22 protein-coding genes are annotated in these 25,229 nt (G+C 41.2%); 3 read left to right on the top strand and 19 right to left on the bottom strand.

Translation table 11 applies throughout. From position 1 onward, the window contains the following. Positions 1-2 precede the first annotated feature (2 nt). The 13 genes from JNUCC41_RS15885 to JNUCC41_RS15825 form a co-directional block, all read right to left on the bottom strand. Entirely contained in the window at positions 3-782 is a 780-nt protein-coding gene (locus tag JNUCC41_RS15885; protein WP_192203839.1) for an enoyl-CoA hydratase/isomerase family protein, read from the bottom strand. A gap of 214 nt (positions 783-996) precedes the next feature. After that, the gene (locus tag JNUCC41_RS15880) at positions 997-1,773 is read right to left on the bottom strand and encodes an SDR family NAD(P)-dependent oxidoreductase (RefSeq protein WP_192203838.1); all 777 of its coding nucleotides are present in this window, start codon (positions 1,771-1,773) and stop codon (positions 997-999) included. Between the two features lie 28 nt (positions 1,774-1,801). Further along, positions 1,802-2,560 carry a 2-phosphosulfolactate phosphatase gene (locus JNUCC41_RS15875; protein ID WP_228467347.1) on the bottom strand — a complete coding sequence of 253 codons (759 nt, stop codon included), beginning with the start codon at positions 2,558-2,560 and terminating at the stop codon, positions 1,802-1,804. 4 nt (positions 2,561-2,564) lie between these two features. Next, the gene (locus tag JNUCC41_RS15870) at positions 2,565-3,626 is read right to left on the bottom strand and encodes a phosphotransferase family protein (protein ID WP_192203836.1); all 1,062 of its coding nucleotides are present in this window, start codon (positions 3,624-3,626) and stop codon (positions 2,565-2,567) included. A gap of 30 nt (positions 3,627-3,656) precedes the next feature. Further along, entirely contained in the window at positions 3,657-4,058 is a 402-nt protein-coding gene (locus tag JNUCC41_RS15865; RefSeq protein ID WP_192203835.1) for an acyl-CoA thioesterase, read from the bottom strand. 15 nt (positions 4,059-4,073) lie between these two features. Continuing rightward, positions 4,074-4,853 carry an enoyl-CoA hydratase gene (locus JNUCC41_RS15860; RefSeq protein ID WP_192203834.1) on the bottom strand — a complete coding sequence of 260 codons (780 nt, stop codon included), beginning with the start codon at positions 4,851-4,853 and terminating at the stop codon, positions 4,074-4,076. After that, on the bottom strand, positions 4,853-5,737 hold the full coding sequence (locus tag JNUCC41_RS15855) for a 3-hydroxyacyl-CoA dehydrogenase family protein (RefSeq protein ID WP_192203833.1): 885 nt from the start codon (positions 5,735-5,737) through the stop codon (positions 4,853-4,855). The genes JNUCC41_RS15860 and JNUCC41_RS15855 overlap by 1 nt, the downstream gene beginning before the upstream one ends. A gap of 43 nt (positions 5,738-5,780) precedes the next feature. Then, a complete protein-coding gene (locus JNUCC41_RS15850) occupies positions 5,781-6,344 on the bottom strand; it encodes a TetR/AcrR family transcriptional regulator (RefSeq protein ID WP_192203832.1) in 564 nt (187 codons plus the stop codon). 72 nt (positions 6,345-6,416) lie between these two features. Next, positions 6,417-8,027: a long-chain-fatty-acid--CoA ligase gene (locus JNUCC41_RS15845; RefSeq protein ID WP_286182419.1), complete on the bottom strand. Its 1,611-nt coding sequence runs from the start codon at positions 8,025-8,027 to the stop codon at positions 6,417-6,419. Positions 8,028-8,064: 37 nt separating this feature from the next. After that, entirely contained in the window at positions 8,065-8,838 is a 774-nt protein-coding gene (locus JNUCC41_RS15840) for an SDR family oxidoreductase (protein WP_192203830.1), read from the bottom strand. Beyond that, positions 8,835-10,064 carry an acyl-CoA dehydrogenase family protein gene (locus JNUCC41_RS15835; protein ID WP_192203829.1) on the bottom strand — a complete coding sequence of 410 codons (1,230 nt, stop codon included), beginning with the start codon at positions 10,062-10,064 and terminating at the stop codon, positions 8,835-8,837. Before JNUCC41_RS15835 ends, JNUCC41_RS15840 begins: the two co-directional genes overlap by 4 nt. Positions 10,065-10,168: 104 nt before the next feature. Then, positions 10,169-11,491 (bottom strand): ATP-binding protein, encoded by a 1,323-nt coding sequence (locus tag JNUCC41_RS15830; RefSeq protein WP_192203828.1) that lies wholly within the window; start codon positions 11,489-11,491, stop codon positions 10,169-10,171. Between the two features lie 200 nt (positions 11,492-11,691). Further along, positions 11,692-13,044, bottom strand: coding sequence for a TrkH family potassium uptake protein (locus JNUCC41_RS15825; RefSeq protein ID WP_192203827.1), 1,353 nt, complete (start codon positions 13,042-13,044; stop codon positions 11,692-11,694). A gap of 243 nt (positions 13,045-13,287) precedes the next feature. Between JNUCC41_RS15825 and JNUCC41_RS15820 the strand changes: the two genes are divergently transcribed. Then, complete coding sequence (locus tag JNUCC41_RS15820; RefSeq protein ID WP_034314196.1) at positions 13,288-13,479, top strand: alpha/beta-type small acid-soluble spore protein; 192 nt, start codon at positions 13,288-13,290, stop codon at positions 13,477-13,479. A 56-nt stretch (positions 13,480-13,535) separates the two neighbouring features. On the opposite strand, the gene JNUCC41_RS15815 is transcribed toward JNUCC41_RS15820, so the two are convergent. From JNUCC41_RS15815 to JNUCC41_RS15800, 4 genes are all read right to left on the bottom strand, one after another. Then, complete coding sequence (locus tag JNUCC41_RS15815) at positions 13,536-14,858, bottom strand: anti-sigma factor domain-containing protein (RefSeq protein WP_192203826.1); 1,323 nt, start codon at positions 14,856-14,858, stop codon at positions 13,536-13,538. After that, on the bottom strand, positions 14,855-15,598 hold the full coding sequence (sigI, locus tag JNUCC41_RS15810; RefSeq protein WP_192203825.1) for an RNA polymerase sigma factor SigI: 744 nt from the start codon (positions 15,596-15,598) through the stop codon (positions 14,855-14,857). Before sigI ends, JNUCC41_RS15815 begins: the two co-directional genes overlap by 4 nt. Before the next feature lie 354 nt (positions 15,599-15,952). Further along, on the bottom strand, positions 15,953-16,735 hold the full coding sequence (locus JNUCC41_RS15805) for a TerC family protein (RefSeq protein WP_192203824.1): 783 nt from the start codon (positions 16,733-16,735) through the stop codon (positions 15,953-15,955). Between the two features lie 258 nt (positions 16,736-16,993). Beyond that, on the bottom strand, positions 16,994-18,553 hold the full coding sequence (locus JNUCC41_RS15800; RefSeq protein WP_192203823.1) for an aldehyde dehydrogenase family protein: 1,560 nt from the start codon (positions 18,551-18,553) through the stop codon (positions 16,994-16,996). A gap of 807 nt (positions 18,554-19,360) precedes the next feature. Here JNUCC41_RS15800 and JNUCC41_RS15795 point away from each other — a divergent pair. Continuing rightward, entirely contained in the window at positions 19,361-20,554 is a 1,194-nt protein-coding gene (locus JNUCC41_RS15795) for an FtsW/RodA/SpoVE family cell cycle protein (RefSeq protein ID WP_228467346.1), read from the top strand. A gap of 104 nt (positions 20,555-20,658) precedes the next feature. Here JNUCC41_RS15795 and nhaC read toward each other — a convergent pair whose 3' ends face one another. Both nhaC and JNUCC41_RS15785 read right to left on the bottom strand, forming a co-directional pair. Then, on the bottom strand, positions 20,659-22,038 hold the full coding sequence (gene nhaC / locus JNUCC41_RS15790; RefSeq protein WP_192203822.1) for a Na+/H+ antiporter NhaC: 1,380 nt from the start codon (positions 22,036-22,038) through the stop codon (positions 20,659-20,661). Positions 22,039-22,528: 490 nt separating this feature from the next. Further along, complete coding sequence (locus tag JNUCC41_RS15785) at positions 22,529-24,103, bottom strand: peptide chain release factor 3 (RefSeq protein WP_192203821.1); 1,575 nt, start codon at positions 24,101-24,103, stop codon at positions 22,529-22,531. A gap of 887 nt (positions 24,104-24,990) precedes the next feature. Here JNUCC41_RS15785 and JNUCC41_RS15780 point away from each other — a divergent pair. After that, positions 24,991-25,194, top strand: coding sequence for a cold-shock protein (locus JNUCC41_RS15780; protein WP_061462203.1), 204 nt, complete (start codon positions 24,991-24,993; stop codon positions 25,192-25,194). Positions 25,195-25,229 lie beyond the last annotated feature (35 nt).

Genomic DNA, 25,229 nt, shown 5'->3' with positions numbered 1-25,229 from the left:
TATTAATTCCCTGTAAATTCCGGTTTTCTTTTTTCTTTGAATGCTGCGACTCCCTCAAGATGATCTTCTGTGGAGGCCATCAAGGTTTGCGTGATTCGTTCCTGTTCGAGCATTTCATCAAGTGTAGCCGTAAATGAATGGCTAACGAGCTTTTTCATCATCCCATAAGCTTTTGTCGGTCCATTTGCCAGCTTTTCCGCAAGTTTCAATGTTTCCCCTTCAAGTTGATTGAATGGATATATATAATTAATGACACCTAACTGGTATAAGCGTTCCGCAGAAATTGGCTCGGCAGTAAAGAAGAGCTGCTTTGCAAGGTGTGGCCCTACTAATTTAGGTAAAAAATACGAACCACCTCCATCAGAGATCAGGCCTACCTGTGAAAAACTCATGGCAAATTGACTATCATCGGAAGCCACGATCAAATCACAGGCGAGTGCCAAATTAAATCCGGCCCCTGCCGCAAATCCATGGACGGCAGCGATTATGGGAATTTCAGAAACATCCATTGCCAATATGCATTCATTCATTCTGCCAACATGATCATACAATTGACTTGCAGAAGCCTTGCCCATCGACTTAACGTCACCTCCCGCAGTGAATGATCTTCCCGCCCCTTTGATGATGACTGCCCTTATATGTGGTGTTTTTTTTACATCCTTTATCGCTTTCGTTAAGCTTGCAATCATATCCGGGCTAAATGCATTCAAGCTTTCAGGACGATTCAAAGTCAGGATCATTACATTATCGATTACCTCTGTCAATAAGTGTTCTTTTAACATTTACCCATCCCCTTTTTTATTGGCTGTTTTCGCATACTTTGTTGCTATTTACCAAGTAATGTGGTGTGTTTGATTTCCCCTCCAGATGCTCGCTTTCCGCGGGGCGAGCGGTGAGCCTCCTCGGCGTAAACGCCTGTGGGGTCTCGCACATCCACTCCAATCAACCTTAAATAGTCTCGTTTTAAAAACAACAATCTTAACGAAAAGAGCCTTTTTATTTGATCAACCAGCCGCCATCCACCAATAAATCCGTCCCAGTCATATAGGAAGCCTCCGGCGAAGCAGCAAAGGTAATGACATTACTTATTTCCTCTGCTTTCCCCACTCTTTCCAGTGCCGTATTCCGTTGAATCGACTTTACGAATTTTTCATTTTGCAGTCCATCCTCCGTTAAAGGCGTTTCAATGAATCCCGGTGATACGGAATTGACCCGAATGCCAACTGCAGCGAGTTCCAATGCCAATGATTTCGTTAAACTGATGACCCCTGCTTTAGCAGAGCTGTAATGCGGGATGAATGCCCCTGCCTGATGCCCTGACAGTGAAGCCACATTCACGATTGCCCGATTGATGGCTTTATTTCCACTGCCCGCTCCTTCTTCCATCACTTTTCCCAAGTACTTGGAAACTAGAAAGACACTTTTCAAATTGACATGTTGAATCATATCCCAATCAGCTGCAGAGGTATCCAAAAGCTTCGAGGACTTTGATCCACCTGCATTATTGATTAAAATGTGAAGGTCACGATATTGTTCCTTCACATACATGGCCAAATTCTTTACATCTTCCTCGACGGTAACATCAGCAGCGAAAATGTCAGCCATGGGAATCTTATGCCTTGCATTGATTTCTGCAGCTGCTTCCTCCAGCTTCCCTTTCGTCCTCCCTACCAACAACACTTTTGCCCCTTCGTCCGACAGGCGCATCGCTGTAGCCTTCCCAATACCGGAACCTGCACCTGTCACCACCGCCATTGACTGTGAAAACCTCATCCCCTTCACTCCTTATCCAGGTTTTGAACTACGTTTCCTGCCTTTTCAATTCGGCTTCGATCTTTCCATCCACCAACTCTGGGACAAGACCCACCGACCCTTTTTGCGCCGCCAATTCCAAATCTGCGATCAAGCTGTGTTTGTCGAACAACTGTCCGACATATGATGATTTCAGGATATCAAAGGCATTTTCGACATTCGTTCGATAAAGCGTTTTTGCTGCATTTGCTGCATCGTTGAGTATGAACGTACCTTGTGATCCAGTAATCAGGCAATCTATCAAATGACCTGCACCGTAAAAGTCTTCCAGACTGAATTCACCTGAGTTTCCCGAACATACGATGATGATCGTTTCTGTTTTATGATGTTTTTTTATTTTTTCAGCAACAGACGGATTATTTAACAAAGATGCGATATAGACCTTTTTTGCAGCGGCTGAATTCCTCAGTGCAACCGTTCCATTAGTCGTTGACAATATTAAAGTTTTTCCAGGTACCAACTTACTCAATAGCGTAGGACTTGGATACATTAAATCATCAACCGGTTTTGCTTTTAGTTCCCCTGCCACTATGGAATCCCCATGGTCCAATTCCTGGCTTTTCACCAAGGCATCCACTGGATCCATGACAGGTATCACCTGGCGTGCCCCATCCTGAAGTGCTGAAATAATTGTTGTGGTCGCTAATAACACATCCAGGATGACCGCAACTTTATCCCCCTCTTGGAGTTTTTCCCTATCTATTTCTTCTTTTTTTAGTAGCAAATGAATGTTTTGTATATATTCCATTTATTTAAACTTCCTTCGCAGCTACATTTGCAGCATGAGTGAGTAAGCTTTTCACCGTTTTTCCGAGATTGGAAAAACGGGGATCATTAGTCTGGCCTTTTTTATATCGATAATAGATTTGCTGAAGGATGACAGCTAACTTAAAGTAACCAAAGGTTAAGTAAAAATCGACGTTGGAAACATCCCTGCCGCTTCTTGCTGCATACGTCTCGATAAATTCCCGCCGTGTCAGGAAACCGGTTAAAGTCGTGATTGATGCTTGACCCACACCGAATTTGATAAGTTCCGGATCACCGCTTTCCGTCCAGTAGCTTAAAGCCACTCCTAAATCGGCTAGCGGATCACCAACGGTGGACATTTCCCAATCAAATAAACCAACCATCTCTGTAAGGTCCTTGTTAAACATGGCATTATTGATCTTATAGTCATAATGGATAATTGAAGTCTGGCTATATTTCGGGATATTCTCTTTAAAATAATCGATAAGCGGACGAATTTCCTTGATTTCATCTGTCTTTGCTCTCTCATAGCGGGAAATCCATCCGCGCACTTGTCTTTCAATGAACCCTTCAGGTTTGGAAATTTCAACCAACCCTGTTTTCTCATAGGGAATCGAGTGAAGATCAGCAAGCCGGTTGACCATCACATATGAAAGCTGTCTGCACTTTTCAACAGTAGGCTCGATTCCCTTGGGAAATTCAGTATCTATTACAATTCCATGTTTCCTTTCCATTAGGAAAAAAGGGGCCCCCGCAATCAATTCATCATCCGAGAACAGAATAGGCTCGGGAGCTGCCTGAAAATATGGGTTGATTGAAGTTAGGATATGATGTTCACGCTTCATATCATGTGCCTTTGGAGCAACAGGACCAAGAGGTGGCCTTCTGAGGACAGCCTCCCACTCACCAATTTTCAGTTGATAGGTCAAATTGGAATAGCCCGTGGAAAATTGTTGCAATTCTAACGGTTCATTTGGAAGGCCCAATACGTTTTTTCTTAGGAAACCTTCTAATGCATCAATATTCAGTTCCTCGCCGGGCCGAACAGGAATCGTATCGTCAACCATGATCTTCCACTCCTTTAGACTTTTGACATTCTATTTATGAACAAGATGTGAAATGAGCTTTTCTTTAATAACTTCAGGAATAGGTTCACTTTTTTGATTCAAAAAATCAAAACAGACTAAAACTGCACTTCCCCTGGCGATCACTTCCCCAGTTTGTGAACAGAGGATATCATGGGCCATTTCACAACTTTTCGTTCCTACTTTTGTCAAAGATGTACGGATGGTCAATAGTTGATTGAAATATACCTGAGCAATAAAGTCGCATTTAGTGGAGGCTAACAAAAAATTCCAAGATTCGACATTCGCCGCTAGGCCTAAAGCTTCAAAAAATTTCATTCGTGCTTCTTCGAGGTATATGAAATAGCTAGTGTTATTGATGTGGCCCAAAGCATCCGTTTCGGAAAAACGGACGTTGACTTCAAATTCATGCATAAGACCCCTCCTTGATTAACGATGTACGAAAGCTGGTTTACGTTTATCCAAGAAAGCGGAAACCCCTTCTTTAACATCTTCAGTTTGGAAGATTTCTTCAAAAAGATTCGTTTCAATCTCTAGACCTTGTTCAAGCGTTGCCTCACTTCCTTCATCAATCGCTTTCTTGATTCTCGAAAGTGCCTGAAGTGAGTGCCTTGTTAATCGTGAGGCCAAGATTTTCGCTTCCGATAAGCCGCAGCCTTGCTCAACAACTTTATTGACAAGCCCGATCTTTTCCGCTTCCGTGGCACCAAGCGGATCACCGGTAAATATAATCTCTTTTGCTTTTGCGTTTCCTACAAGTCTGGACAAACGCTGTGTACCGCCAGCTCCAGGAAATAAGCCCAATTTCACTTCAGGCAGACCAATTTGAACCTGTGTTTCTGCCACTCGCAAATCACAGGCCAGAGCCAGTTCGCATCCGCCTCCCAAAGTCAGGCCATTTAATACAGCTATAGTAGGTTTAGGTAACTGGTCTATTTTGGTTAGGACGGCATGACTTTCCTTTACCATTTCTTTCATGTTCGGGTTCCCCATCATGTTAGGGAATTCTTTTATATCGGCACCAGCCGCAAATGCGATATTGCCTGCACCGGTTATGAGTACCGCAACAGTTTCAGTATCTTTTGAAAGTTCATCGAATGTTTCTCCCAATTCTCTGAATACTTGTTTACTGATTACGTTTAATGGAGGATTATCGATGGTGATGACCGCAAGCCTATTTTCCTTAACCACTCTAATTAATTTTGTCATCAATTCTTCACTCCTTGGTTTGGATAATCATACCAGCCTTTTCCTGTTTTCCTTCCTAAGTGTCCTTTATTCACCTTTTCTTCAATACAAGCATTTGGCTTGTCTTCTGGATTTCCAGTTTCATTGTATCGCTGCTGCATGACAAAATATCCTACATCAATACCTGATAGATCCATCAGTTCAAAAGGGCCGATGGGGTGGCCTAAAGCTTTTCTGCAAATTAAATCGATATCCTTATAGTCCACAATCCCTTCTTCATACAAATATAAGGCCTCACGCTGCAAAGCTCCCAAAATTCGGTTGGCTACGAAACCCGATATCTCTTTCCTCAACAAAACTCCTGTCCTATTCATTTTTTCTGTTACTTCCATCGCAAGCCTCGCTGTTTCCTCCGATGTTTGATCACTCATGACAACTTCAACACAATCCATTATTAGAGGCGGGAAAAAGAAATGCATATTTATGAACTTATCCGGACGATTCGTCACACTCGCAATAAGGCTATTGACAATCGTTGAACTATTCGTGGCAAAAATGGTTTCTGCTGGGGCCAATTCTTCAAGTCTAGCAAAGACTTCCCGTTTCACATCAATTTTTTCAACAACCGCTTCAATGATCAAATCAGCTCCACTGGCCGCTTTCTCAAGATCGGTGGTATATTGAAGACGGTTAAAAGCAGCCAACTTACGATCTTCGGACAATTTTCCTTTTTGAACCCATTTAGTCAAAATGACCTCCAATTTTTCTTGGGCTGTATTCAAAGCGTCTCCCTGAACATCCTGAAGAATCGTTTCGTAACCTCCAAGTGCAGCAAGCATCGCAATTTGATGCCCCATCTGCCCAGCCCCAATTACGGTTATTGATTGAATTTGCTTGTTGGTCATGCCTTCTATCTCCCTTCTGCTAACTGGTTAGTATGTAACCCGGTCACGCTTCAATTCCCTGCAGAATCATCCCCATAAAAATGGCTGCAACTTCCTGTTCGGTTTTTTCACCTTCTGGGTCGAACCAATGATAGCTCCAATTGGCCACACCCAAAATAGCAAAAGAGATGATGGATGCATCGAGATTGGAACGTAGTTCTCCGCTCTCGATGCCGCTAATCAGCACTTGCTCGATTTTATTACGGAACTCATCCCGCTTAGGAAGGATTTGTGCAAGTTTTTCGTCACTTAGATTTTTCATTTCACGGAAAAAGACCGTTGCGCTGGATTTTTTGGTTTTGATGCTTTTTAATAACATCAATACCATTTCGAAAAGCTGGTCCTTACAGCTTTTACCAGGCTCCAACATGATTATTTCCTGCTCACTAAGCAACTCGTCTATATAAGCTAGATGAATATCCATAAGCAACTGCTCTTTGCTCGTAAAGTAATAATAAAACGTTCCCTTCGTAACCCCGACCGATTCGACGATATCGGAAATCGACGTTTCACTAAAGCCCCTCTTTTCAAATAAGCGTATGCTATGTTCTGTCATTTTTTCTTTCATGTTTGCACCCTCGCAATCTGTTAAAATTTCAGCTGAATTGATATCATACGCGTTCGTACTATCAAAGCCCTCTTATTTCCTGGAAAGTTCTTCTCTTAAAGCCCGCCTTAAAATCTTTCCGACATTTGTCTTCGGTAACTCATAACGAAATTCAACGAAATTCGGAACTTTATAAGCCGATAGGCTTGCTCGGCAGTAATCGATGATTTCCCGTTCATTTGCCGTTTTATTATGTTTAAGTACAAGCACAGCTTTTACCGACTCCCCTCGGTAAGCATCAGGAACTCCGATGACAACCGCTTCCTGGACAGCAGGATGTTCATAGAGAATTTCCTCCACATCTCGCGGATAAATATTATAGCCACTTGCGATGATCAAATCTTTTTTCCTGTCGACAATATAGAGATAACCGTCTTCATCAACTTTGGCGATATCACCCGTATAAAGCCAACCATCCCGAAGGGTCACCGCCGTTTCCTCCGGCATATTCCAGTAACCTTTCATCACTTGAGGTCCTTTGACGACCAATTCCCCCAATTCGCCAGGGGGCATTTCCTTAGTCCCGTCCCCCAGGTCCATCACTTTATATTCAGTCGATGGGAAACCAATCCCGACGCTCCCAGGCTTCCTTTTTGCAAATGCCGGGTTACAATGAGTTGTTGGCGAAGCTTCCGTAAGACCGTAGCCTTCCAATATTTTCGCACCTGATTTTCGTTCAAACTCACGCAGCAGTTCCACAGGCATCGGTGCACTTCCGCTGTTACAGACCCGAATTGAGCCCATTCCATATTCTTCTGCCTTTGGATGATTCGTCAACGCTACATACATGGTCGGTACACCAGGAAAAGTGGTCGGCTGTTCACGCTTAATCGTTTCCAGCACTTCTTCTATTTCAAATCGTGGCAGCATGATGGAATCACCCGCGATATACACGGATAAATTCATTGCGGACGTCATTCCAAAAACATGAAAAAGCGGGATGACCGACAGCGTTCTTTCAGAGCCCATTTTTAATTCATGCTTGAAGAATTCATACGATTGAATGACATTGGCCAGAATATTCCTGTGAGTCAGCATCGCCCCTTTTGAACGGCCGGTCGTTCCTCCTGTATACTGAAGAACGGCTATATCATTTTCCGGATCGATTGATACGTGATTGATATTCCCGTCCCCTGTCTTCATGAATTGGTCAAAGGAAGCATCAGGCTGGAAATCTGCATCCGAAGACTGAAGGCTTACGGCGATGATATTTTTCAGATTTGCGTGTTGCTGCACACTTTTCACCTTCGGGTATAATCCATCCAATACAACGATCGTTTCTGCACCTGAGTCCTGTAAAATATGCTGCAGCTCCCTTTCAACCAGCATTGGGTTGATTTGGGTGATAATGGCTCCTGTTGCTAACGATCCATAGTAAGCTATAACGTATTGCGGACAGTTAGGCAGCATGATGGCGACACGATCGCCTTTTTGAACACCTTTTTTTTGCAGGGCTGAAGCAAAGGCTTGCGATGCATGAAAAAGCTCCTGATAGGATATCTTTCGGTCATAAAAAGTAATAGCTGTATTGTTTGGATAGGACTGACATGCATTTTGAAGAATCCTTTGCATCGGAAACTCAGGGACTTTTATTTCCTTTGAAATTGAATCAGGATAAACGGAAAGCCATTTTTTTTCATTCATCATTTCATACCCTCCAGCCATATTTACTTATCTTTCATTACTTTGCATGTGAACCCCCATCGACAATCAAGATATTTCCAGTCACAAAATCGGATGCCTTTGAGGCCAGGAAAACCGCTGCCCCTTTCAAATCATCATCACTCCCTAATCTTTTTAGCGGCGTGGAATCCAAGATAGGATTCTTTCCTTGCTCAAGAACACCTTTCGTCATTTTTGTAGGAAAGAAACCGGGTGCGATTGCATTAACATTGATATTATGCTGACCCCATTTAACAGCTAAATCCTTCGTTAAAGTAATGACGGCCCCTTTACTCGTATTATATCCGACCGTATCGAGCACCCTCGGGTCGGTTCCCCCTAATCCGGCAACGGAAGCAATATTTATTATTTTCCCATGTCCCTGTTCAATCATGACCCTGCCTGTTGTCTGGCTCATGATAAAGGTTCCGGTTATATTGACATTCATCACCTTCTGCCATGCTTCAAGGGGCATGTCGATGGCTGGTGCCCCCCAGGATGCCCCGCTATTGTTTACTAAAATGTCGATGGCGCCAAATTCACGGTACGTTTCGTTAACAACTTCCTGTACATCTGACGGATTGGTGATATCACACTTCAGGGAAAGCGTCTTGACTCCAAGCTTTTCGATTTGTGAAGCAACTTCGTCGCATGCCTCCTTCTTCCGCGAACAAAGAACGACATTTGCCCCAGCTTCGGCAAAGCCGGTCGCTATTTGTGCTCCCAATCCTCTTCCTCCACCGGTTATGATCGCCGTCTTTCCAGTTAAATCGAATAAGTCGGTAACTTTCATATTTTCACCTCATGCTTTTGTTGGTATTTTCGAAGTTCTATCTTGGCAACTTGTGAGCGGTGAACTTCATCGGGACCATCAGCAAGCCTTAAAGTCCGTGCATTCGCCCAATGTGCAGCAAAAGGGAAATCATCGGAAATCCCAGCAGCTCCAAAGCCTTGGATGGCCCTGTCAAGCACATTCAAGGCCATATTCGGTGCCACCACTTTTATCATGGCAATCTCCGCCTTCGCTTCCTTGTTCCCGACAGTATCCATCATATAAGCAGCTTTTAAGGTCAGAAGTCTTGCTTGTTCGATTTCAATGCGTGAATCAGCAACCCACTCCATGATCACACCTTGTCTCGCCAATGTTTTACCAAAAGCGACACGTTTTTGAATGCGCTTACATAATTCTTCAAGAGCTCTTTCAGCAGCGCCGATCAGCCTCATGCAATGATGTATCCTTCCAGGTCCGAGCCTTCCTTGGGCAATCGCAAATCCTTTGCCTTCACCCCATAGAATATTCGTTGCCGGGACCCTCACATTTTCAAAAGTGATTTCGGCATGGCCATGCGGGGCATGATCATAACCGAACACAGGGAGCATTCTCTCGATTTTGACGCCCGGTGTATCCAGCGGTACAAGAATCATTGACTGTTGTTCATGCTTGGACGCCTCAGGATCCGTCTTACCCATGACGATGGCAATCTTGCATCGGGGATCGCCTGCTCCTGATGACCACCATTTTCGGCCGTTTATGACATACTCATTACCCGTCTTTTCTATCCTGCATTCGATATTGGTCGCATCGGAGGACGCCACTTCCGGTTCTGTCATCGAGAAGCATGAGCGGATTTCCCCAGCAAGCAAGGGCTTCAGCCAGCGTTCTTTATGTTCATCTGAACCGTATCTCACCAACACTTCCATATTACCAGTGTCCGGCGCATTACAGTTGAAGATTTCAGGCCCTATCGTCGACCTACCCATGATTTCACAAAGAGGGGCATATTCTAGATTTGTTAAACCCGCGCCATAACCGCTATCAGGCAAAAATAAATTCCATAATCCTGCTTCTTTTGCTTTTGTCGTCAATTCAGATAATATCGGGGGTATTTCACTCCAGCGGCTCTCCTGTGCTGCGAGCTGCTTCTTGTATATTGATTCATTTGGATAGACGTGCTTTTCCATGAATTCCGTTAACTTCTTTTCCAGATCTTTCACCTTTTGAGTATGTTCAAAGTTCAAATGAATTCCTCCTTTTAAACTAACTAACCGGTTAGTATGTTATTACTCTTAAATTATATACATAATATTCTGATTTTTTCAACGATTAAATCATTATTTTCTTGTCATTCGCGGCCATGCATCCAGACCTTTTCGTTCTCACTATTTTCTCTTTGTTGGACGGTTGGAAAGATACAAACTATTTTCGTACCTTTTTTCAGTTCACTTGTGATGAAAACCTTTCCGCCGTGCTTTTCGATGATTCTAAAACAAACGGAAAGACCCAATCCCGTTCCTGATGTTTTTGTAGTGAAAAATGGTTCTACTACTTTTTGAAGGGAGTTTTCCGGGATACCCTCCCCTTCATCCAAAATGCTCAAAAAAACTTCCCCATTTTTTTCATTTATGCCTACAAAAATATTGCCGCCGTTCGGCATCGATTCTATGGAATTTTTTATCATGTTTATTAATACTTGCTTGATTTGGTTTTCATCAAAGTACATAAAAATAGGTTCTGAATCATAATTTTTATGAATTTGAATATTGTTCAGTACGGCATTTGTCTGCAACAGCGTTACGACATGGTTGCAGCTTTCCTTTAAATCCTTCTCAAGAAAAACCGCCTCAGCAGGTTTCGATAGCAGCAAGAGTTCGTTCAGCACTTGCTCGATTCGATTTATTTCCGAAAAAATAATATCATAGTATTCCTGCTTTTCGGAACCGCCATCTTTAATCAACTTCACGAATCCCATTATCGCTGTCATCGGATTCCTGACCTCATGTGCAATCCCTGCCGCAAGTTGGGCTGCCGTTGATAATTTGCTTGATGTGATTGCCAGGTGTTCGTTTAGGCTCACAAGCTTTTCCTCAGCATGTTTACGTTCATTGATCTCCGATAATATGCCCGCCGTCCCGATGAATTTCCCATCGTCATCGTAAATTAGTTTAACGAAAGCTTCAACCCAACTTGTTCCCTTTTTCGTATTCAGTTTTATGTCCGCACGAAAATATTTGTCCCCTCGATGAAAGGAGTCCTCAAAGGTCTTTAATAGGTCTTGATAAGAAGCGTTATCCATATGTTTGGAAAAGTGAAGCCCCAGGGATTCATTCACGGTTGCACCACTCATCGATTTCCAGGCCGGGTTTAAATACAACCATTTCCCTTTCTCATCCGTTAGGAAAACGACTTCATTGAAGCTATTGATCAATTCTTTAGAATAATTGGAGATAATGCGATAACGCCCTTCGCTATCCTGCAACAAAGCAATCGTTTTCCGGTTATGATCGAAGATGGCACCCAAACACCAGGCAATGGTTAAAATTACGATTACATATATTCCTGAAAAGGCGGAAAATCCTCGTTCTTCATGCCCAAGCCACCCTATATAGGGTAATATCAATATGAAGAAAAGGGCAGGGACAAAGAACCTTCCAGTATATTTCTTCAATTCTTCCACCTCCTCACCAAAATGATTTATACTTCATCCGAATGAACTCAAAGTAAGGGGGCAAATTAAGCATATTTTTGTATGTTTAAATGGTTGAAAACTCTCACTTATAGGTAAATTTCAACATTTTGTCCATGATTCCTGCAAACAAAACAAAAAACCTTTCCTCGACGGAAAGGTCACTGTTCTACTTTAATCACTTATCCAATGATGACGCGTTCTTTAGGGTAATGGAAATTTTCCGTAACTTCTTTATGGCCAATGATATACAGGAGGGACGTTATCCCGACACGGCCAATGAACATAATGATCATAATGACAATTTTACCGGTATTGCTGAGTTCAGGTGTAATTCCCATCGAAAGACCGACTGAACCAAAAGCCGAACATACTTCAAAAATGATTTGCATCAAAGTAAAATTCTCAGTAATCGATAAAATGAAGACCGCGATTATGCAAAGGAGCGATCCCATGATCATAACTGCTGTCGCCTTTCGAATATCATCGGGATGAATCTCCCGCTTGAACACTTTAATGGAACGCCTTCCCCTCATGAAATTCCATAAAAATAGAATCATGATGGCCAGAGTCGTTGTCCGTATCCCTCCCCCGACTGAACTTGGGGATGCTCCAATGAACATCAAAATGCTCAGCAATAAAAGGGTCGGTTCCGAGAAATCGCCCACATTCATCGTTGCAAGGCCACCACTTCTCGTATTCGATGACATAAAAAGAGAATAAAAAAAAGATTCATGCCAGTTCTTACCTTTAAAAAACCCGTTCATTTCCAGCAAGTAAATCAGGATCGTTCCCCCAATGATAAGGGAAAAGAAAGTGACTGATGTCAGCTTCGTGAACAAAGAAAAATGAAACTTATAAGTACGGGCTTTATTGGATAAAAACTCTTTCAACTCAATCAAGACAGGAAACCCGATAGCTCCAAGGGTAAGCAGGATGATCGTGATGAACTGTACAAAATAATCGTCTTTAAATGGAATCATTGAAATACCGGTGATATCAAAACCTGCATTCGTGGTGGCACTTATGGCTAAGAACAAGCCATTTAAAAAGGCCTCTTGCCAGCTTGGAAAATAATTCAGAAAGTAAATGCCTAAAACTAGAGCGCCAATCATTTCAATTACGACAAATATCTGAATGATTTGAATCAATAATTTAACAAGCCCCGAAAGATTCGATTGGTTTTGATCTGTCATGATCAATTGTCTTTCCTTCAAACCGATTTTCTTACCCACAATCAACCAGAAAAACGTTCCAAGTGTCATAATGCCAATACCGCCAAATTGGAGAACAAACATTAGAATGAAATAGCCTACCTCATTATACACTTCAGGTAAACTAACAACTGTTAGACCTGTCACACTAACTGCACTTACGGCTGTGAATAATGCATCCATGAATTTAAATTCCACGCCTGGCTTAAGAGCAACAGGCAGACTCAACAGTATGGTCGAGATACTTACGGCCAAGAAGTAATAACCGACGATAAGCTGAGCGGGTGTTAACTTTGATAATATTTTTTTGATAGCAAACATAAAGAGTTTCCTTTCTTACTCCTTTATAGTTATGCGAATCACATAACCATTAAAAATCTAGTTTACCCTTTTTTCATCCTTTTTTCATTCTTTTTTCCATTCTCTTTTAAAACTGACTTACTTACAACAAATAGGTAGGTTTACCAATAAGTTTGATGCAGCTCATATAAGTAAAACTCCACATTCTACTTATACTATCATTACAGCGGCAAAAGCCGTTGAAAAAGTAAAGGGGAGATTCAAATGGCTAACAGCAGTAACAACCTTCTTGTTCCTGGAATCGAACAAGCATTAGAACAAATCAAATATGAAATTGCATCTGAATTCGGTGTACAATTAGGTTCCGATACTTCAGCACGTGCCAATGGTTCAGTTGGCGGAGAAATCACGAAACGTCTTGTACAACAAGCACAATCTCAACTTAAAGGTCAATAATTCTTATTACAATTAAATATCCATGGCTAAGAGTCCAGCTGTATGCTGGACTCTTTTTATTCATTATGTCCATTTCCGTTTCCATTATTGCCTTTACCCCATTTCGACTTGTCCCAATCATTCTTATCTTGTTTATTTTGCTGCTTATCATGGTGGTTATATTGCTTACCATGTGTATCCTGCCTAACCTGTTTATTCTGCTTGCCCTGGTTATTCTGCTTGCCCTGGTTATTCTGCTTGTCCTGGTTTTTCTGCTTGTCCTGATTATCATGCCTGTCGTGCCTTTTTTGATCGTTATTATTCTTTTCTTTGGCTGATGGAACTTTTTTCACATCGAACTTTTTATTACTCTTATCATTTTTCTGCTTGTTCTTTGATTGGTTGCTGTGATCGCTATCCGATTTTCCTTTTGACTTGTTGCTTTTTTCCTTGTATACATTTATGGCATTCCGTTTTCCAATTGTATCTACCTGTTCAGTTTGTTCCTTAGTTTTGGTAAATTGTGTTCCCGGTCCTTTCCTTTCAGTCGGTTTGGCTTCATTGGCTGGCTTTTTCTTTATTTCAATTGCATCATTCTCTTTTTTCTTTTCCCCATCCGATTTGTTTTCCGTACCCAGCGTTACGCCCTTCTCTTTCGGAATAACAACTTTTTCCTCTATTTTTTTATCCGGTGCTGGAGCAGACTCCCTCTTATTGACTTTTACCTTTCCTTTATCTTCATTCAACTTCTTTTCGAGATATCTACCCGTGGATATGCCTTGTTCCCTTGCTTGCTTCCGATCGCTTTTTGTTGCCTGGATCACTTTCATTCTTGTATCAGAAACATTATCCTGCTCAGATATTTCTTTTATTTCTTTTTTTAAATGCTTATCCAGTTCTTTATTTTTTTCCAATAACGTTGTGGAAACGACTATTTGTTTATTTCCTTTCATATACCCAAGTTGCTTCGTCGTTTCAACGATCCGATTTGTAACAGTCTTTATATTCTTGCCTTTCCAGTCCTTTAGATGATCAATCACAAGCTTGCCGTCTTCATTTAAACCGGTAAGTTCGAGAACTTCTAAATCATCGTCAAGCTCCAATTCAATGCTTGGATTCACATCTATCGTCATATATGCCGACACATGACCGGAAAAATAAGAAGGAAGAATAGAAAAGAGTATCAAGAAAGTAGAGGCAATGCTTAGCAGAGCCGTTTTTTTGAAAGATGAATGAAAATTTGAAAAAGCTAAAGTGAACCTTTGGTTAGCAGGTGAAAAAGTGATTTCCTCGCCCACTTCATATACCCGTTCCTGCCTTTTGGTTTTCAGAAATTCACCCTCGGGGGTCAATAGGGTTACATATCGCTTATTAACTGAAAGAATAACTCCTTTTTTCATCCATCGATAGCCCCTTTTATATAATCATTCAAATACAAAAAATCTCCGTTTATTATGATTGCCACAGCAATGATGTATTTTCTGTTCCGTTCAATCGTTTTTCTGCTTACTTCCACTTTTCCCTCAAGCTGTTTTACGGGCAGCCGCTTTTTTGCAAACAGTGTTTCTTTCAGTTCGTCATCTTCCATTAACAATTTAGCGATCATGATAGCTCCCTTCCTTGCATCTGCATGTTTGGGAGAGTTTTCAACTAAATCCTCAAATGACAGACCAAAATCCTGTAGATGGCTAATATAAAGCTGAATTTCTTCTTTTCTTCTTTCCGATTCCTTCTGCTTCTCGTACTCATTGATCGAATTTTCATTATCGATATATATATGGCTTCGATCATTATCATCATTCAGTGATAAATCCAATAGTACTTCTTTTTGTTTGGATTGGCTTCTTAAATAATCTATAACCCTTCGTTTAACGAGGGTTTCGGCAAATGCCAATAAAGAACGGCCTTTTTCCGGGGAATATTTATCGATTGCCTCGTTAAAAGCAATCATACCAATACTGAATTCATCATCCGATTCGTATATGTAACGTTTGCAAACCGACGAGACGGTTTTCGCAATAAAAGGTTTGAATGACTCTATAGTATCATTTCGAAGGCTAATATCGCCTTGTTGAATTTTCAATACGGTTTCTTCTAAAGAACGCTTTTTTTTGAATGCTGTAAACAACAATCCAAGCATTTGCTCACCTCGCTCCTGTTGAACATAAAATACGCATCAACATACTTATCTTAAGCGGAGGGAGTCTAAAAGACAGTACCAAAAGAACTATTTTTGCGATTTAAATGAAATCACATAATATATCAACATGATAAAATACTTAGTTTTTTCTCGTTTATTACAGTGCAATTACAGTAAATTAACTTTTTCCAGATTTTCGTCCAATACAATGGGACAATTGTCATTTTTATAACCGGAATTTAATATTCACATCTTTTAACATATCATACGTAAACATACCTGTGCTTTTGAGGGTCATCTCCATAAATACATTAAAAAGCAAAAAAAATAGGCGTGCCCAACACGCCTGTTTTTTTAAGCTCCTTGTATTTTTTCCTCTTCTTTTTCTTTTTTTTCTTTTTTGCTTGAGATGATCCATGCACCTGCTGCAATTCCAATCAATACAGTCCAGAAAATCGATTTCCAAAGAGTTGATTCAGGGAAATGATGATCGATGACAGCCAGTGAAGGGTGTGCGAGTGTGTGTACCGCCAATTTCACTCCAACCCAACCCACAATCAAAAATGCCGCCATTTCAAGTGAAGGACGCTGATGAAGCAACTTCACGAATGCAGTTGCTGCAAATCGCATAATGACCAATCCGATCAAACCTCCGAGGAACATGACAGCGAATTGCCCTCCGTCAATACCGCCGACTTTCATCCAGCCTGTTGCAGGAAGTGTAACAGCCAGTGCGACGGCAGCCAACATGGAATCGATTGCGAAAGCTATATCTGCCGCTTCAACCTTTACCACGGTCATCCAGAAGCCCGATTGCTTTTTGGGTTTCGTGATTTCCTTCTCACCTTTACCAGCGTATTTTTTATAAATGTTCTGAAAAGCAATGAAAAGTAAATAAATCGCACCGATTGCTTGAACCTGCCACACATCGACAAGAAAGGAAATAAGGAATAAACTTGCAAAGCGGAAAACAAAAGCTCCCATCAGACCATAAAACAAGGCTTTTCGCTGTTGTTCTTTTGGCAAATGCTTAACCATGACAGCCATGACGACTGCATTATCCGCAGCAAGTATCCCTTCCAATCCAACCAAGATAAGAAGGACCCAGCCATATTCCAATAATATTGATGCTTCCATCCATTCAACCTCCAATAGTTAGTATTTCCTTCCTATTGGCATTGGCAAAATAAAAAGACCTCTGCCATATAGGCAAAGGTCTTGCTGAACATGAAAACATGTCAACAAAGCCGATGAATGTTCAACATCCACGTAATGACGACTTTGTTTTAGGGCGAACCCTAACGCTACTCCCCTTTGAAAGGAAAATCAGTTATTAAGTATATTAATAGTATACGCGCGAGTTATGAAAATAACAATCTTTTTTATAAATGGATTTCATTTTCGATTCCCTTTTGATAATTTAATCAATCGCAAATATTCTTTGCCGAAACGAATCCAGTTAGGTTTGGCAGAAAAGTAGTTCTGAAACAGCGATAAAAAACTCGTGTATTTCCCTTCATATGGATACCATTGTATTTCTGTATTGTTTTTACCTTTATCGATCATGATCGCTTTTTCATGGCAGAAAATCTTCAATCCATGCTCGCCATGATAGCGGCCAACCCCACTTTGTTTGGCACCGCCAAATGGTAAATGATGATTAGCAACCGTTATCAGCACATCATTGATCGTCACCGCCCCGGTTACTAACCGTGTCGCAATCCTGCTTGCTTTTTCCCTATCCATCGTCCAAACGCTGGAATTTAGTCCATACTCACTTTCATTTGCCAGGGAGATCGCTTCTTCCTCCGTATCGAAAGGTATAACAGGCAACACAGGACCGAACGTTTCTTCTTTCATGATTTTCATGGAATGATCGACATTGGACAGAATTGTCGGCGGAATGAAATGGGTCTGTCCCATTTCCCACTCTTTCGGAGGTGTACCGGTTTCAAGAACGGCCCCCTTATTCAGTGCATCCTCCAGGTGTCCAGCCACAATATCAACTTGTGCCGGGAAAGTCATTGAACCGATATCATCGTTCAATTGCACTCCCTGCCTCATGGACTTCGTTTTTTCTTTAAGAAGCATGAGGAACTGCTTATAAACAGGACGTTCCACATAAACCCTTTCAACACTCATGCACACCTGCCCACTATTTGTGAAAGCTCCCCATAGAGCCCCGTTCACAGCACGCTCCAAGTTAGCATCTCGCAGAACGATCATCGGATCCTTACCGCCAAGCTCCAGAGTCGTAGGGATCAGGTGTTTTGCTGCGACCTCACCAATCATTTTTCCAGTCCTTACAGATCCAGTGAAAAATATATAATCTGGTTTTTGTTCAGTTAATGCCGAACCCAATTCTTTCCCTCCATGGGCAAACTGTATAGTCCCTTCTGGGAAACCAGCTTCAAGAAACAGATTTTCGATGCACACTCCAACTAAAGGAGTTACCTCTGATGGCTTGGCGATGACTGTATTTCCCGCTGCTAAAGCATTAAGAATGGGTACCATGGAAAGCTGCAGCGGATAATTCCATGGTGAAATGACGAGAATCGTTCCACGGGGCATATAATGAATATAAGATTTTTTACCAATTAACATGAGTGGGGTGGTGACCTTCTGTCCGGAAAGGGTCTTCACGGCATGTTTCTCGATATGCTTGATTGCATCAATCGTTGGCATGATGTCGGCAACCAGCGCTTCAATTTTCACTTTTCCCGTATCTTTTGAAACGACTTCAGCTATTTCATCCATTTTTTCAACCATCAATAAACGAAGCCGTTTTAAATAGTGCAGCCGTTCCTTGATGGGAAGGTTCGACCATGATTGGAACGCATGTCTTGATTTCTTATATATATGAGGAATCGACTTCAATGGCGTTGGGACGATTTCCGAAATCTTCTCACCTGTTGCCGGAGAAAACACTTCCAACTTGTCATGTATTTCTTCCATAACTACTCCCCTTGCTTTACTTTATTTTTATTGGTACTCCATATCATTTTTATCCTTGAATAAAAATCTACCCAGGAGTAATACCTTCAATGAAATGCAGCAAAACTTCTCGGCTGAAGTGCTGTCTGTCAAAAATCCCTTTCTAAGTGAAAGTAAAATAGCGCTTCAATTCCACTCCTTGATTTCCCAGGATGGTTTGATAAGAGCACCTGACTACTTTTCTTAAACAGTTCATAAACTTCACTGAACATACGAGGTTTTTCCTGAACCCTCTTAATATAATGCCAGAGACGTAGCAGCCTATATAATATAATCGATTGAAACCAAGTTAACAACCGTAACCCTCTCTCCATAAAACCCCTGTTTGTTCCCTGCAATATAATCGGGGCTAATATAAGTATACCTCTTAAGATGAGTTAGTCCTTTAACAAATTCGTTTACAGTATCCGCAACATCACATCACGTTTTACAACTCATTTGGTGAAACCCATGAACTGCATCCCAGTCATCAATAACCTTGAATAGGAATCTCTATAGCACCGGTGAAATGGAATATATAGTAAAAATTTTCCGATTTTAAAAGGAGTATTCACGTTTGCCATCGAAGGTAATATATTAGGAATCCAAATTCGGCCTTAAGCTAAAAGGAAATCCGGGAGACTAGTTTATCGGTTTTAGTGTTTAATATTGGGTAATGGAGGATAAATTCATATTATCTAATATAAATTATTATCTATATAACCGATTTTCCGTTACTATATAAGAAGGCGATTTTTTCGCGCATACATATTTGAGGTGAGCGCACAAGTGAAAAGAATAATTAAAGCATACGACTTCCCTATTTTCATCGCTGTCGTATTACTCTGTTTGTTTGGTTTAGTCATGATTTACAGTTCGAGCATGATTACTGCTGTTGCTCGATACGGTCAGCCCATGGATTTCTTTTTTGAGAAACAAAAAACGGCCTTTCTCATTTCATTCCTGGCAATGATCGTCACGATGATTCTTCCTTATAAGATGTACAAAAACAAAATGTTCTTGATGTCTATGATGTTTGGAATGGCCGGTATCCTTTTGATGCTATTTATCTTCGGCCATACAGCTGGAAATGCCACAAGCTGGTTCAAGTTAGGGACAAAATCGATCCAACCCGCGGAATTTTCCAAATTGGCGATGATCATTTATCTGGCAGCCATTTACGGAAAAAGGCAGGATCGAATCAATAGTATTGATAAAGCCGTCATCCCCCCGATTTTCTTTCTGGTATTCATCTGTTTTTTAATCGGGATACAACCTGACTATGGAACGGCAGCGGTCATTTTCCTGATTTCAAGTACCATGATCATTTCATCCGGGATGTCTTTTAAGAGCATATTCAAACTTTCATTGATCACTGCGATATTCGTTGCGATATTCGCATTAGGGGTACTCGTGACAGGTAATTTCTCATCCGTCTTCTCTCAAAATAAGGTGTCTCGTTTTACGGGGTTTGCCGATCCATTTGGAACGGCAGGAGAAAGCGGGTATCAACTCGTCAATTCATTATTCGCGATAGGATCCGGTGGCCTTACTGGAGTGGGACTTGGTGACAGTGTACAAAAATACGGATACCTACCTGAATCACATACTGATTTCATCATGGCCGTCATTGCAGAAGAACTCGGGATATTCGGAGTCGGGTTCGTTCTATTGACACTAGGTTTTATCGTCCTAAGGGGATATGTGCTTTCCGCAAAATGCAAAGATCCTTTTGGAAGTCTTTTATTGATCGGCATCTCATCCATGATCGGCATTCAAGTTGGCATTAACGTAGGCGGAGTGACTGGACTTATCCCAATTACAGGGATCACCCTTCCATTCATCAGTTATGGAGGATCTTCCTTACTGCTGCTCATGCTTTCAATGGGCATATTCCAAAATGTCGTCATGCGAATGAACTTACTTGAACAGAAAGAAAAGGTCGTGTCCATCCCAAAGGATGAGATTGCGTCTTCAAAATAAACGTTAAATCCTATACCCCCTGACATTTCTGTTCATTTCAGGGGGTTTTCCCTATTGAAGTTCATATAAAAAAACAGGCAGTCGAAACCGACCGCCTGTTTTTTTCATTTATAATGGATACCGATTTTCGTAAAGCCAGAAATCAGACTGAGCAAAGGACAAAGTAAGCAGAAGAATGCAAATGGGGCATATTCAAGGGTTGAAACACCCAATACCTGTGTCAGGAATACACCGCAGACACCCCAAGGAACCAGAGGATTCACAACTGTTCCCGCATCTTCAAGTACCCTCGCAAGCGTTTTGGGCTGTAAGCCTAAATCTTCATATTTCTGCTGAAAGGCCTTCCCAGGCAGTATAACTGACAAATACTGTTCACCCACCAGGAAATTCACGCTGATTCCTGCAAATACAGTAGCGGAAATCACTTTCGCTACACTCGTCAATGAATCCTGGACCGCTTTTAAAATAGAAGGGATGACTCCCAATTCGAACAATAGTCCGCCCATCGCCAATGCCAACAACACCATCGAAACGGAGAACATCATACTTTCAATGCCGCCCCGCGATAGGATTGAGTCAAGTTGATCCATTCCACTCTTCAGTACAAAACCCCCGTATAAGATATCCGCTAGTTTTGCAACGGTCAAGCTCGGCGTTTGTATGAAAGCAACCACGGCCGCCGAAATGATTCCTGCTGACAATGTCGGAATCGCCGACACCTTTTTCAAAGCCATGACTAGAACGATGACAAACGGAATCAAACTCCATATGCTTATATTCGTCTCCATTTCCAGGGCTTTGGTCATGGCTTCGATTTCCTCAACACGAGCCACTTTGACATTCGGTGAAAGGAAGTAAAAGCTGATAAGTGATATTAAAAAACCTGGAATCGTTGTCCAAAGCATATTATTAATATGTTCAAATAATGATGCTCCAACCGTTCCCGATGCAAGGTTGGTCGAGTCGGATAATGGAGACATTTTATCCCCAAGAAATGCACCGGAAATGATTGCACCGGCTGTGATCGCCAACGATAAATCCATCGCAGCCGCCATGCCTATTAAAGCAACGCCGATTGTGGCTGATGTTGTAAGTGAACTCCCGATGCAGAGCCCTATTAGCGAACACACCAGAAATGTGATCGCATAGAAATATTCACCAGAAATCCAGTCAAACCCATAGTACATGATGGTAGGGATCGTCCCGCTTGCCATCCAGATGGAAATCAACATTCCAATGAAAAAGAATATATAGATGGCTCCCATACCAGAAACTGCACCTTTGACCATAGCTGACTCCATAATTGAAAATGGAAGCTTCTTGATCTTTCCATAGACAAATAGAAATAGGATTGCCGCTATAATTGGAATATGGGGGGCAAGTCCATAATGTATGATACCAGTTGCAATAATAAAGAATAGAACGGCCAAAACCCCAATTGCTTCAGGTAAGGAAAGTTTCAGCTTTGCATCTTCAAGACGCATAATGTATTTCCCCGCTTTCATGTTGTATATTCTCTGAGGTAAGGATTGGACCTTTTCACCCCTCATAATTACTGAAACGCTTTTAAGCACTAAAGTACTAGCTAAATATAAAGGAGTTTAAGGAGATTGTCAAAGGAATAATTTGGTAGATATTGATCTTTCCAATGATATTTCTCTAAAAAGACTTTTATGTGATTCAATCATTATCTGGGCTAATTGAAAGCCATTGGTTGTCACATCGTTCTTCGTTAACTAATGAACAGTTTTTTCTCATCATGATGGATCAGGATCATGTAGCCTTTCTTTACGGAAAAAGATGGTCAAACTGTACTTCGCGAGAGGGAAATATGATCTAAATATCGAAGAGGTCAAATATTCTGTGTAACCGCTTCAAGTACATTAAAAAATCAAAAAGGTTTCCGAATGAGACCATTCCGAAACCCTTCTGTCTACAAACTGAAAGCCCGTGTATATTACACGGGCTTCTCCATTATTTCAAATCCATTGGATTATATAATTCCACGTCAGGATTTTTATCTTGGAACCAACGTAGTGCAAACTCATTTTCAAATAAGAATGCATATTTGTCGAACCGGTCTTTAACAAGAATGCTTCTTGAGCTATGAAGGTTTTCATCAAGCTTTTCATCTTCAGCCCAACGTGTTATCTTACTGCCCATGCGCTCCATCACGACTTCAACATTGTACTCGTTCCTCATTCGATGCTCGAATACTTCGAATTGAAGTTGCCCAACCGCACCAAGCAGATATTCTTCCATCCGAACCGTTTTGAAGAGCTGTATTGCCCCTTCCTGTACAAGTTGGTTAATTCCTTTATGGAAATGTTTCTGTTTCATGACGTTTTTAGCTGTTACCCTCATGAATAGTTCCGGTGTAAACTGAGGCAGCTTTTCAAACTGGAACATGTCTTTGCTTGTTGTGATCGTATCTCCAATCTGGTAGTTACCGGTATCATATAAACCGATGATATCTCCGCTTACCGCTTCATTTACGGTGTTCCGATCATCAGCCATGAATTGGGTAGAAGAAGACAGGTTAATCGGTTTCCCTGTCCTGCTTAAGTTTACGCTCATTCCACGCTCGAATTTACCGGAGCAGATACGAAGGAAAGCGATCCGGTCACGGTGTTTTGGGTTCATATTCGCTTGGATCTTGAAAATGAAGCCAGAAAAATCATGACTCACAGGGTCCATTTCGCCAGACGTCGTCATCCGAGCTTGTGGAGCTGGTGCAAATTTCAAATAAGCATCCAAAAACGTCTGAACACCGAATGTCGTTAAAGCACTTCCGAAAAATACGGGACTTAGTTTTCCATTCGCAATGTTTTCTTCAGAGAATTGGTTACCCGCTTCCGTCAACAGCATGATTTCTTCCAATGTTTGCTCATATAGCTGGGAATCCTTAAGTTTATGATCCACTTCAAGTTCACCTTCGTCATTCAACGGAAGGAAACGCTCTTCCCCTTCGGTTTTGAACTGTTCAATCCGATTATTGAACCTGTCGTAAATGCCTACGAAGTCTTTTCCCATCCCAATCGGCCAGTTCATTGGATATGTTTCTATACCTAATACCTCTTCGAGTTCGGCAAGCAATTCAAGCGGCATTTTACCTTGTCGGTCCATTTTATTGATAAAAGTGAAAATCGGGATGCCCCTCATCCGGCATACTTTGAATAACTTAACTGTCTGATCCTCGATACCCTTTGCCGAATCGATAATCATCACGGCGCTATCAACAGCCATTAGTGTGCGATATGTGTCTTCACTGAAATCTTGGTGGCCTGGTGTATCGAGAATATTGACACGGAAATCATCATATTCGAATTGCATCACTGAAGATGTAACGGAAATTCCCCGTTGTTTTTCAATCTCCATCCAGTCACTTGTTGCATACTTCCCTGTTTTTCTAGCTTTAACTGTTCCGGCATCACGAATCGCGCCGCCAAACAGCAATAATTTTTCTGTCAAAGTCGTTTTCCCGGCATCCGGGTGAGAGATGATTGCGAAGGTCCGTCGGGATTGAACCTCGTCTTTTAATGTAGTCATAAAATGTTCCTTTCATTATTGGAGTAATCAAAAAAAATTTATAGGAGGTTTACTGTATTTTTTACATTGGTATGGCAACCTTTCTTTGCATGCAAAAATCCTGATCCTACACAATATATGTAAGAAAAAATATATCATAAGGCATGAGCCTTGGCTACTCTCATTCTTGTCAATCAACCTTTCTATTTTAACACGATATGAAGGAAAGATGTAGAGGTGAATGAAACACCATAAGAGGATTTGTTCAGATGGCAAAACAAAAGACGCTTAATCAGCGCCCCTTATCTTAATCCATATGGTTATCTTTCATTTATTCATCGTTTAACATTTACCTTGCAGTTTTAATCGCTTTTTGATTCCGCTTGTTCTTCCAGCGTTTTTTTACTTCCTTGAATATGATGGGAGCAGCAAAAATAAGGGCCTTTTTTAATAATTTCTTCATTTCATCAGTCCTTTCTTTCTTAACCTATACCCGATTATTTTCGTGAAAAACTTAATGCCAAATAGTTTTCCTGATTTCAACTTATCAAGGCTACTGTTCTTGGACATGGTAACCCTGTCAAATTTCTATCGAGGAAATTCCTGCACGGCAATACCGTTATGCTTCCCCTTATTAAACCTTACTAAAATTATTTTCCCTAAACGGGAATGTATAATTTGCTTCCATTTGTTTTATCCTTTATAAAGGTGGGTATATACTAAAAAACTGGAAATTGATCCAGAGGTTAGTGGATTACTTTTTTTCCAGGATTTCACATATTATCAATCATCTTCGAATGATGACTTTAACTTGAATGAGGGTGCTGGATAATGTGTGAAATTGATTTTTCCATCCAGGTAAAATCATCACCATTAATATTTTTTAACTTTTTAGGAGGATTCATCGAATGACAGTAACAGGTAAAGTGAAATGGTTCAATAGTGACAAAGGATTTGGATTCATCGAAGTACCAAACGAAGATGATGTTTTCGTTCATTTTTCCGCCATTCAAGGAGAAGGTTTCAAGAGCCTTGATGAAGGTCAAGAGGTTGAATTTGAGATCGAAGAAGGAAACCGTGGACCTCAAGCTAAAAACGTCGTAAAACTCTAAAGCATAGATACACAAACATATTTGATAGGCAATGC

It is taken from the genome of Brevibacillus sp. JNUCC-41, assembly GCF_014844095.1.
GTDB lineage: Bacteria > Bacillota > Bacilli > Bacillales > DSM-1321 > Peribacillus > Peribacillus aracenensis.
Note: the sequence above shows the minus strand (reverse complement) of the source record. Positions and strands in the feature narration are given on the sequence as shown.

What these genes read in the sequence shown, in the direction of transcription:
- JNUCC41_RS15855 (WP_192203833.1), bottom strand. Translation starts at nt 5,737, where the DNA reads ATGACCAACAAGCAAATTCAATCAATAACCGTAATTGGGGCTGGGCAG.
- JNUCC41_RS15840 (WP_192203830.1), bottom strand. Translation starts at nt 8,838, where the DNA reads ATGAAAGTTACCGACTTATTCGATTTAACTGGAAAGACGGCGATCATA.
- nhaC (WP_192203822.1), bottom strand. Translation starts at nt 22,038, where the DNA reads ATGCGTCTTGAAGATGCAAAGCTGAAACTTTCCTTACCTGAAGCAATT.
- JNUCC41_RS15820 (WP_034314196.1), top strand. Translation starts at nt 13,288, where the DNA reads ATGGCTAACAGCAGTAACAACCTTCTTGTTCCTGGAATCGAACAAGCA.
- JNUCC41_RS15815 (WP_192203826.1), bottom strand. Translation starts at nt 14,858, where the DNA reads ATGAAAAAAGGAGTTATTCTTTCAGTTAATAAGCGATATGTAACCCTA.
- JNUCC41_RS15880 (WP_192203838.1), bottom strand. Translation starts at nt 1,773, where the DNA reads ATGAGGTTTTCACAGTCAATGGCGGTGGTGACAGGTGCAGGTTCCGGT.
- JNUCC41_RS15825 (WP_192203827.1), bottom strand. Translation starts at nt 13,044, where the DNA reads ATGTTTGCTATCAAAAAAATATTATCAAAGTTAACACCCGCTCAGCTT.
- JNUCC41_RS15780 (WP_061462203.1), top strand. Translation starts at nt 24,991, where the DNA reads ATGACAGTAACAGGTAAAGTGAAATGGTTCAATAGTGACAAAGGATTT.
- JNUCC41_RS15850 (WP_192203832.1), bottom strand. Translation starts at nt 6,344, where the DNA reads ATGAAAGAAAAAATGACAGAACATAGCATACGCTTATTTGAAAAGAGG.
- JNUCC41_RS15805 (WP_192203824.1), bottom strand. Translation starts at nt 16,735, where the DNA reads ATGGAAGCATCAATATTATTGGAATATGGCTGGGTCCTTCTTATCTTG.
- JNUCC41_RS15870 (WP_192203836.1), bottom strand. Translation starts at nt 3,626, where the DNA reads ATGGTTGACGATACGATTCCTGTTCGGCCCGGCGAGGAACTGAATATT.
- JNUCC41_RS15800 (WP_192203823.1), bottom strand. Translation starts at nt 18,553, where the DNA reads ATGGAAGAAATACATGACAAGTTGGAAGTGTTTTCTCCGGCAACAGGT.
- JNUCC41_RS15860 (WP_192203834.1), bottom strand. Translation starts at nt 4,853, where the DNA reads ATGACAAAATTAATTAGAGTGGTTAAGGAAAATAGGCTTGCGGTCATC.
- JNUCC41_RS15785 (WP_192203821.1), bottom strand. Translation starts at nt 24,103, where the DNA reads ATGACTACATTAAAAGACGAGGTTCAATCCCGACGGACCTTCGCAATC.
- sigI (WP_192203825.1), bottom strand. Translation starts at nt 15,598, where the DNA reads ATGCTTGGATTGTTGTTTACAGCATTCAAAAAAAAGCGTTCTTTAGAA.
- JNUCC41_RS15885 (WP_192203839.1), bottom strand. Translation starts at nt 782, where the DNA reads ATGTTAAAAGAACACTTATTGACAGAGGTAATCGATAATGTAATGATC.
- JNUCC41_RS15865 (WP_192203835.1), bottom strand. Translation starts at nt 4,058, where the DNA reads ATGCATGAATTTGAAGTCAACGTCCGTTTTTCCGAAACGGATGCTTTG.
- JNUCC41_RS15845 (WP_286182419.1), bottom strand. Translation starts at nt 8,027, where the DNA reads ATGAATGAAAAAAAATGGCTTTCCGTTTATCCTGATTCAATTTCAAAG.
- JNUCC41_RS15875 (WP_228467347.1), bottom strand. Translation starts at nt 2,560, where the DNA reads ATGGAATATATACAAAACATTCATTTGCTACTAAAAAAAGAAGAAATA.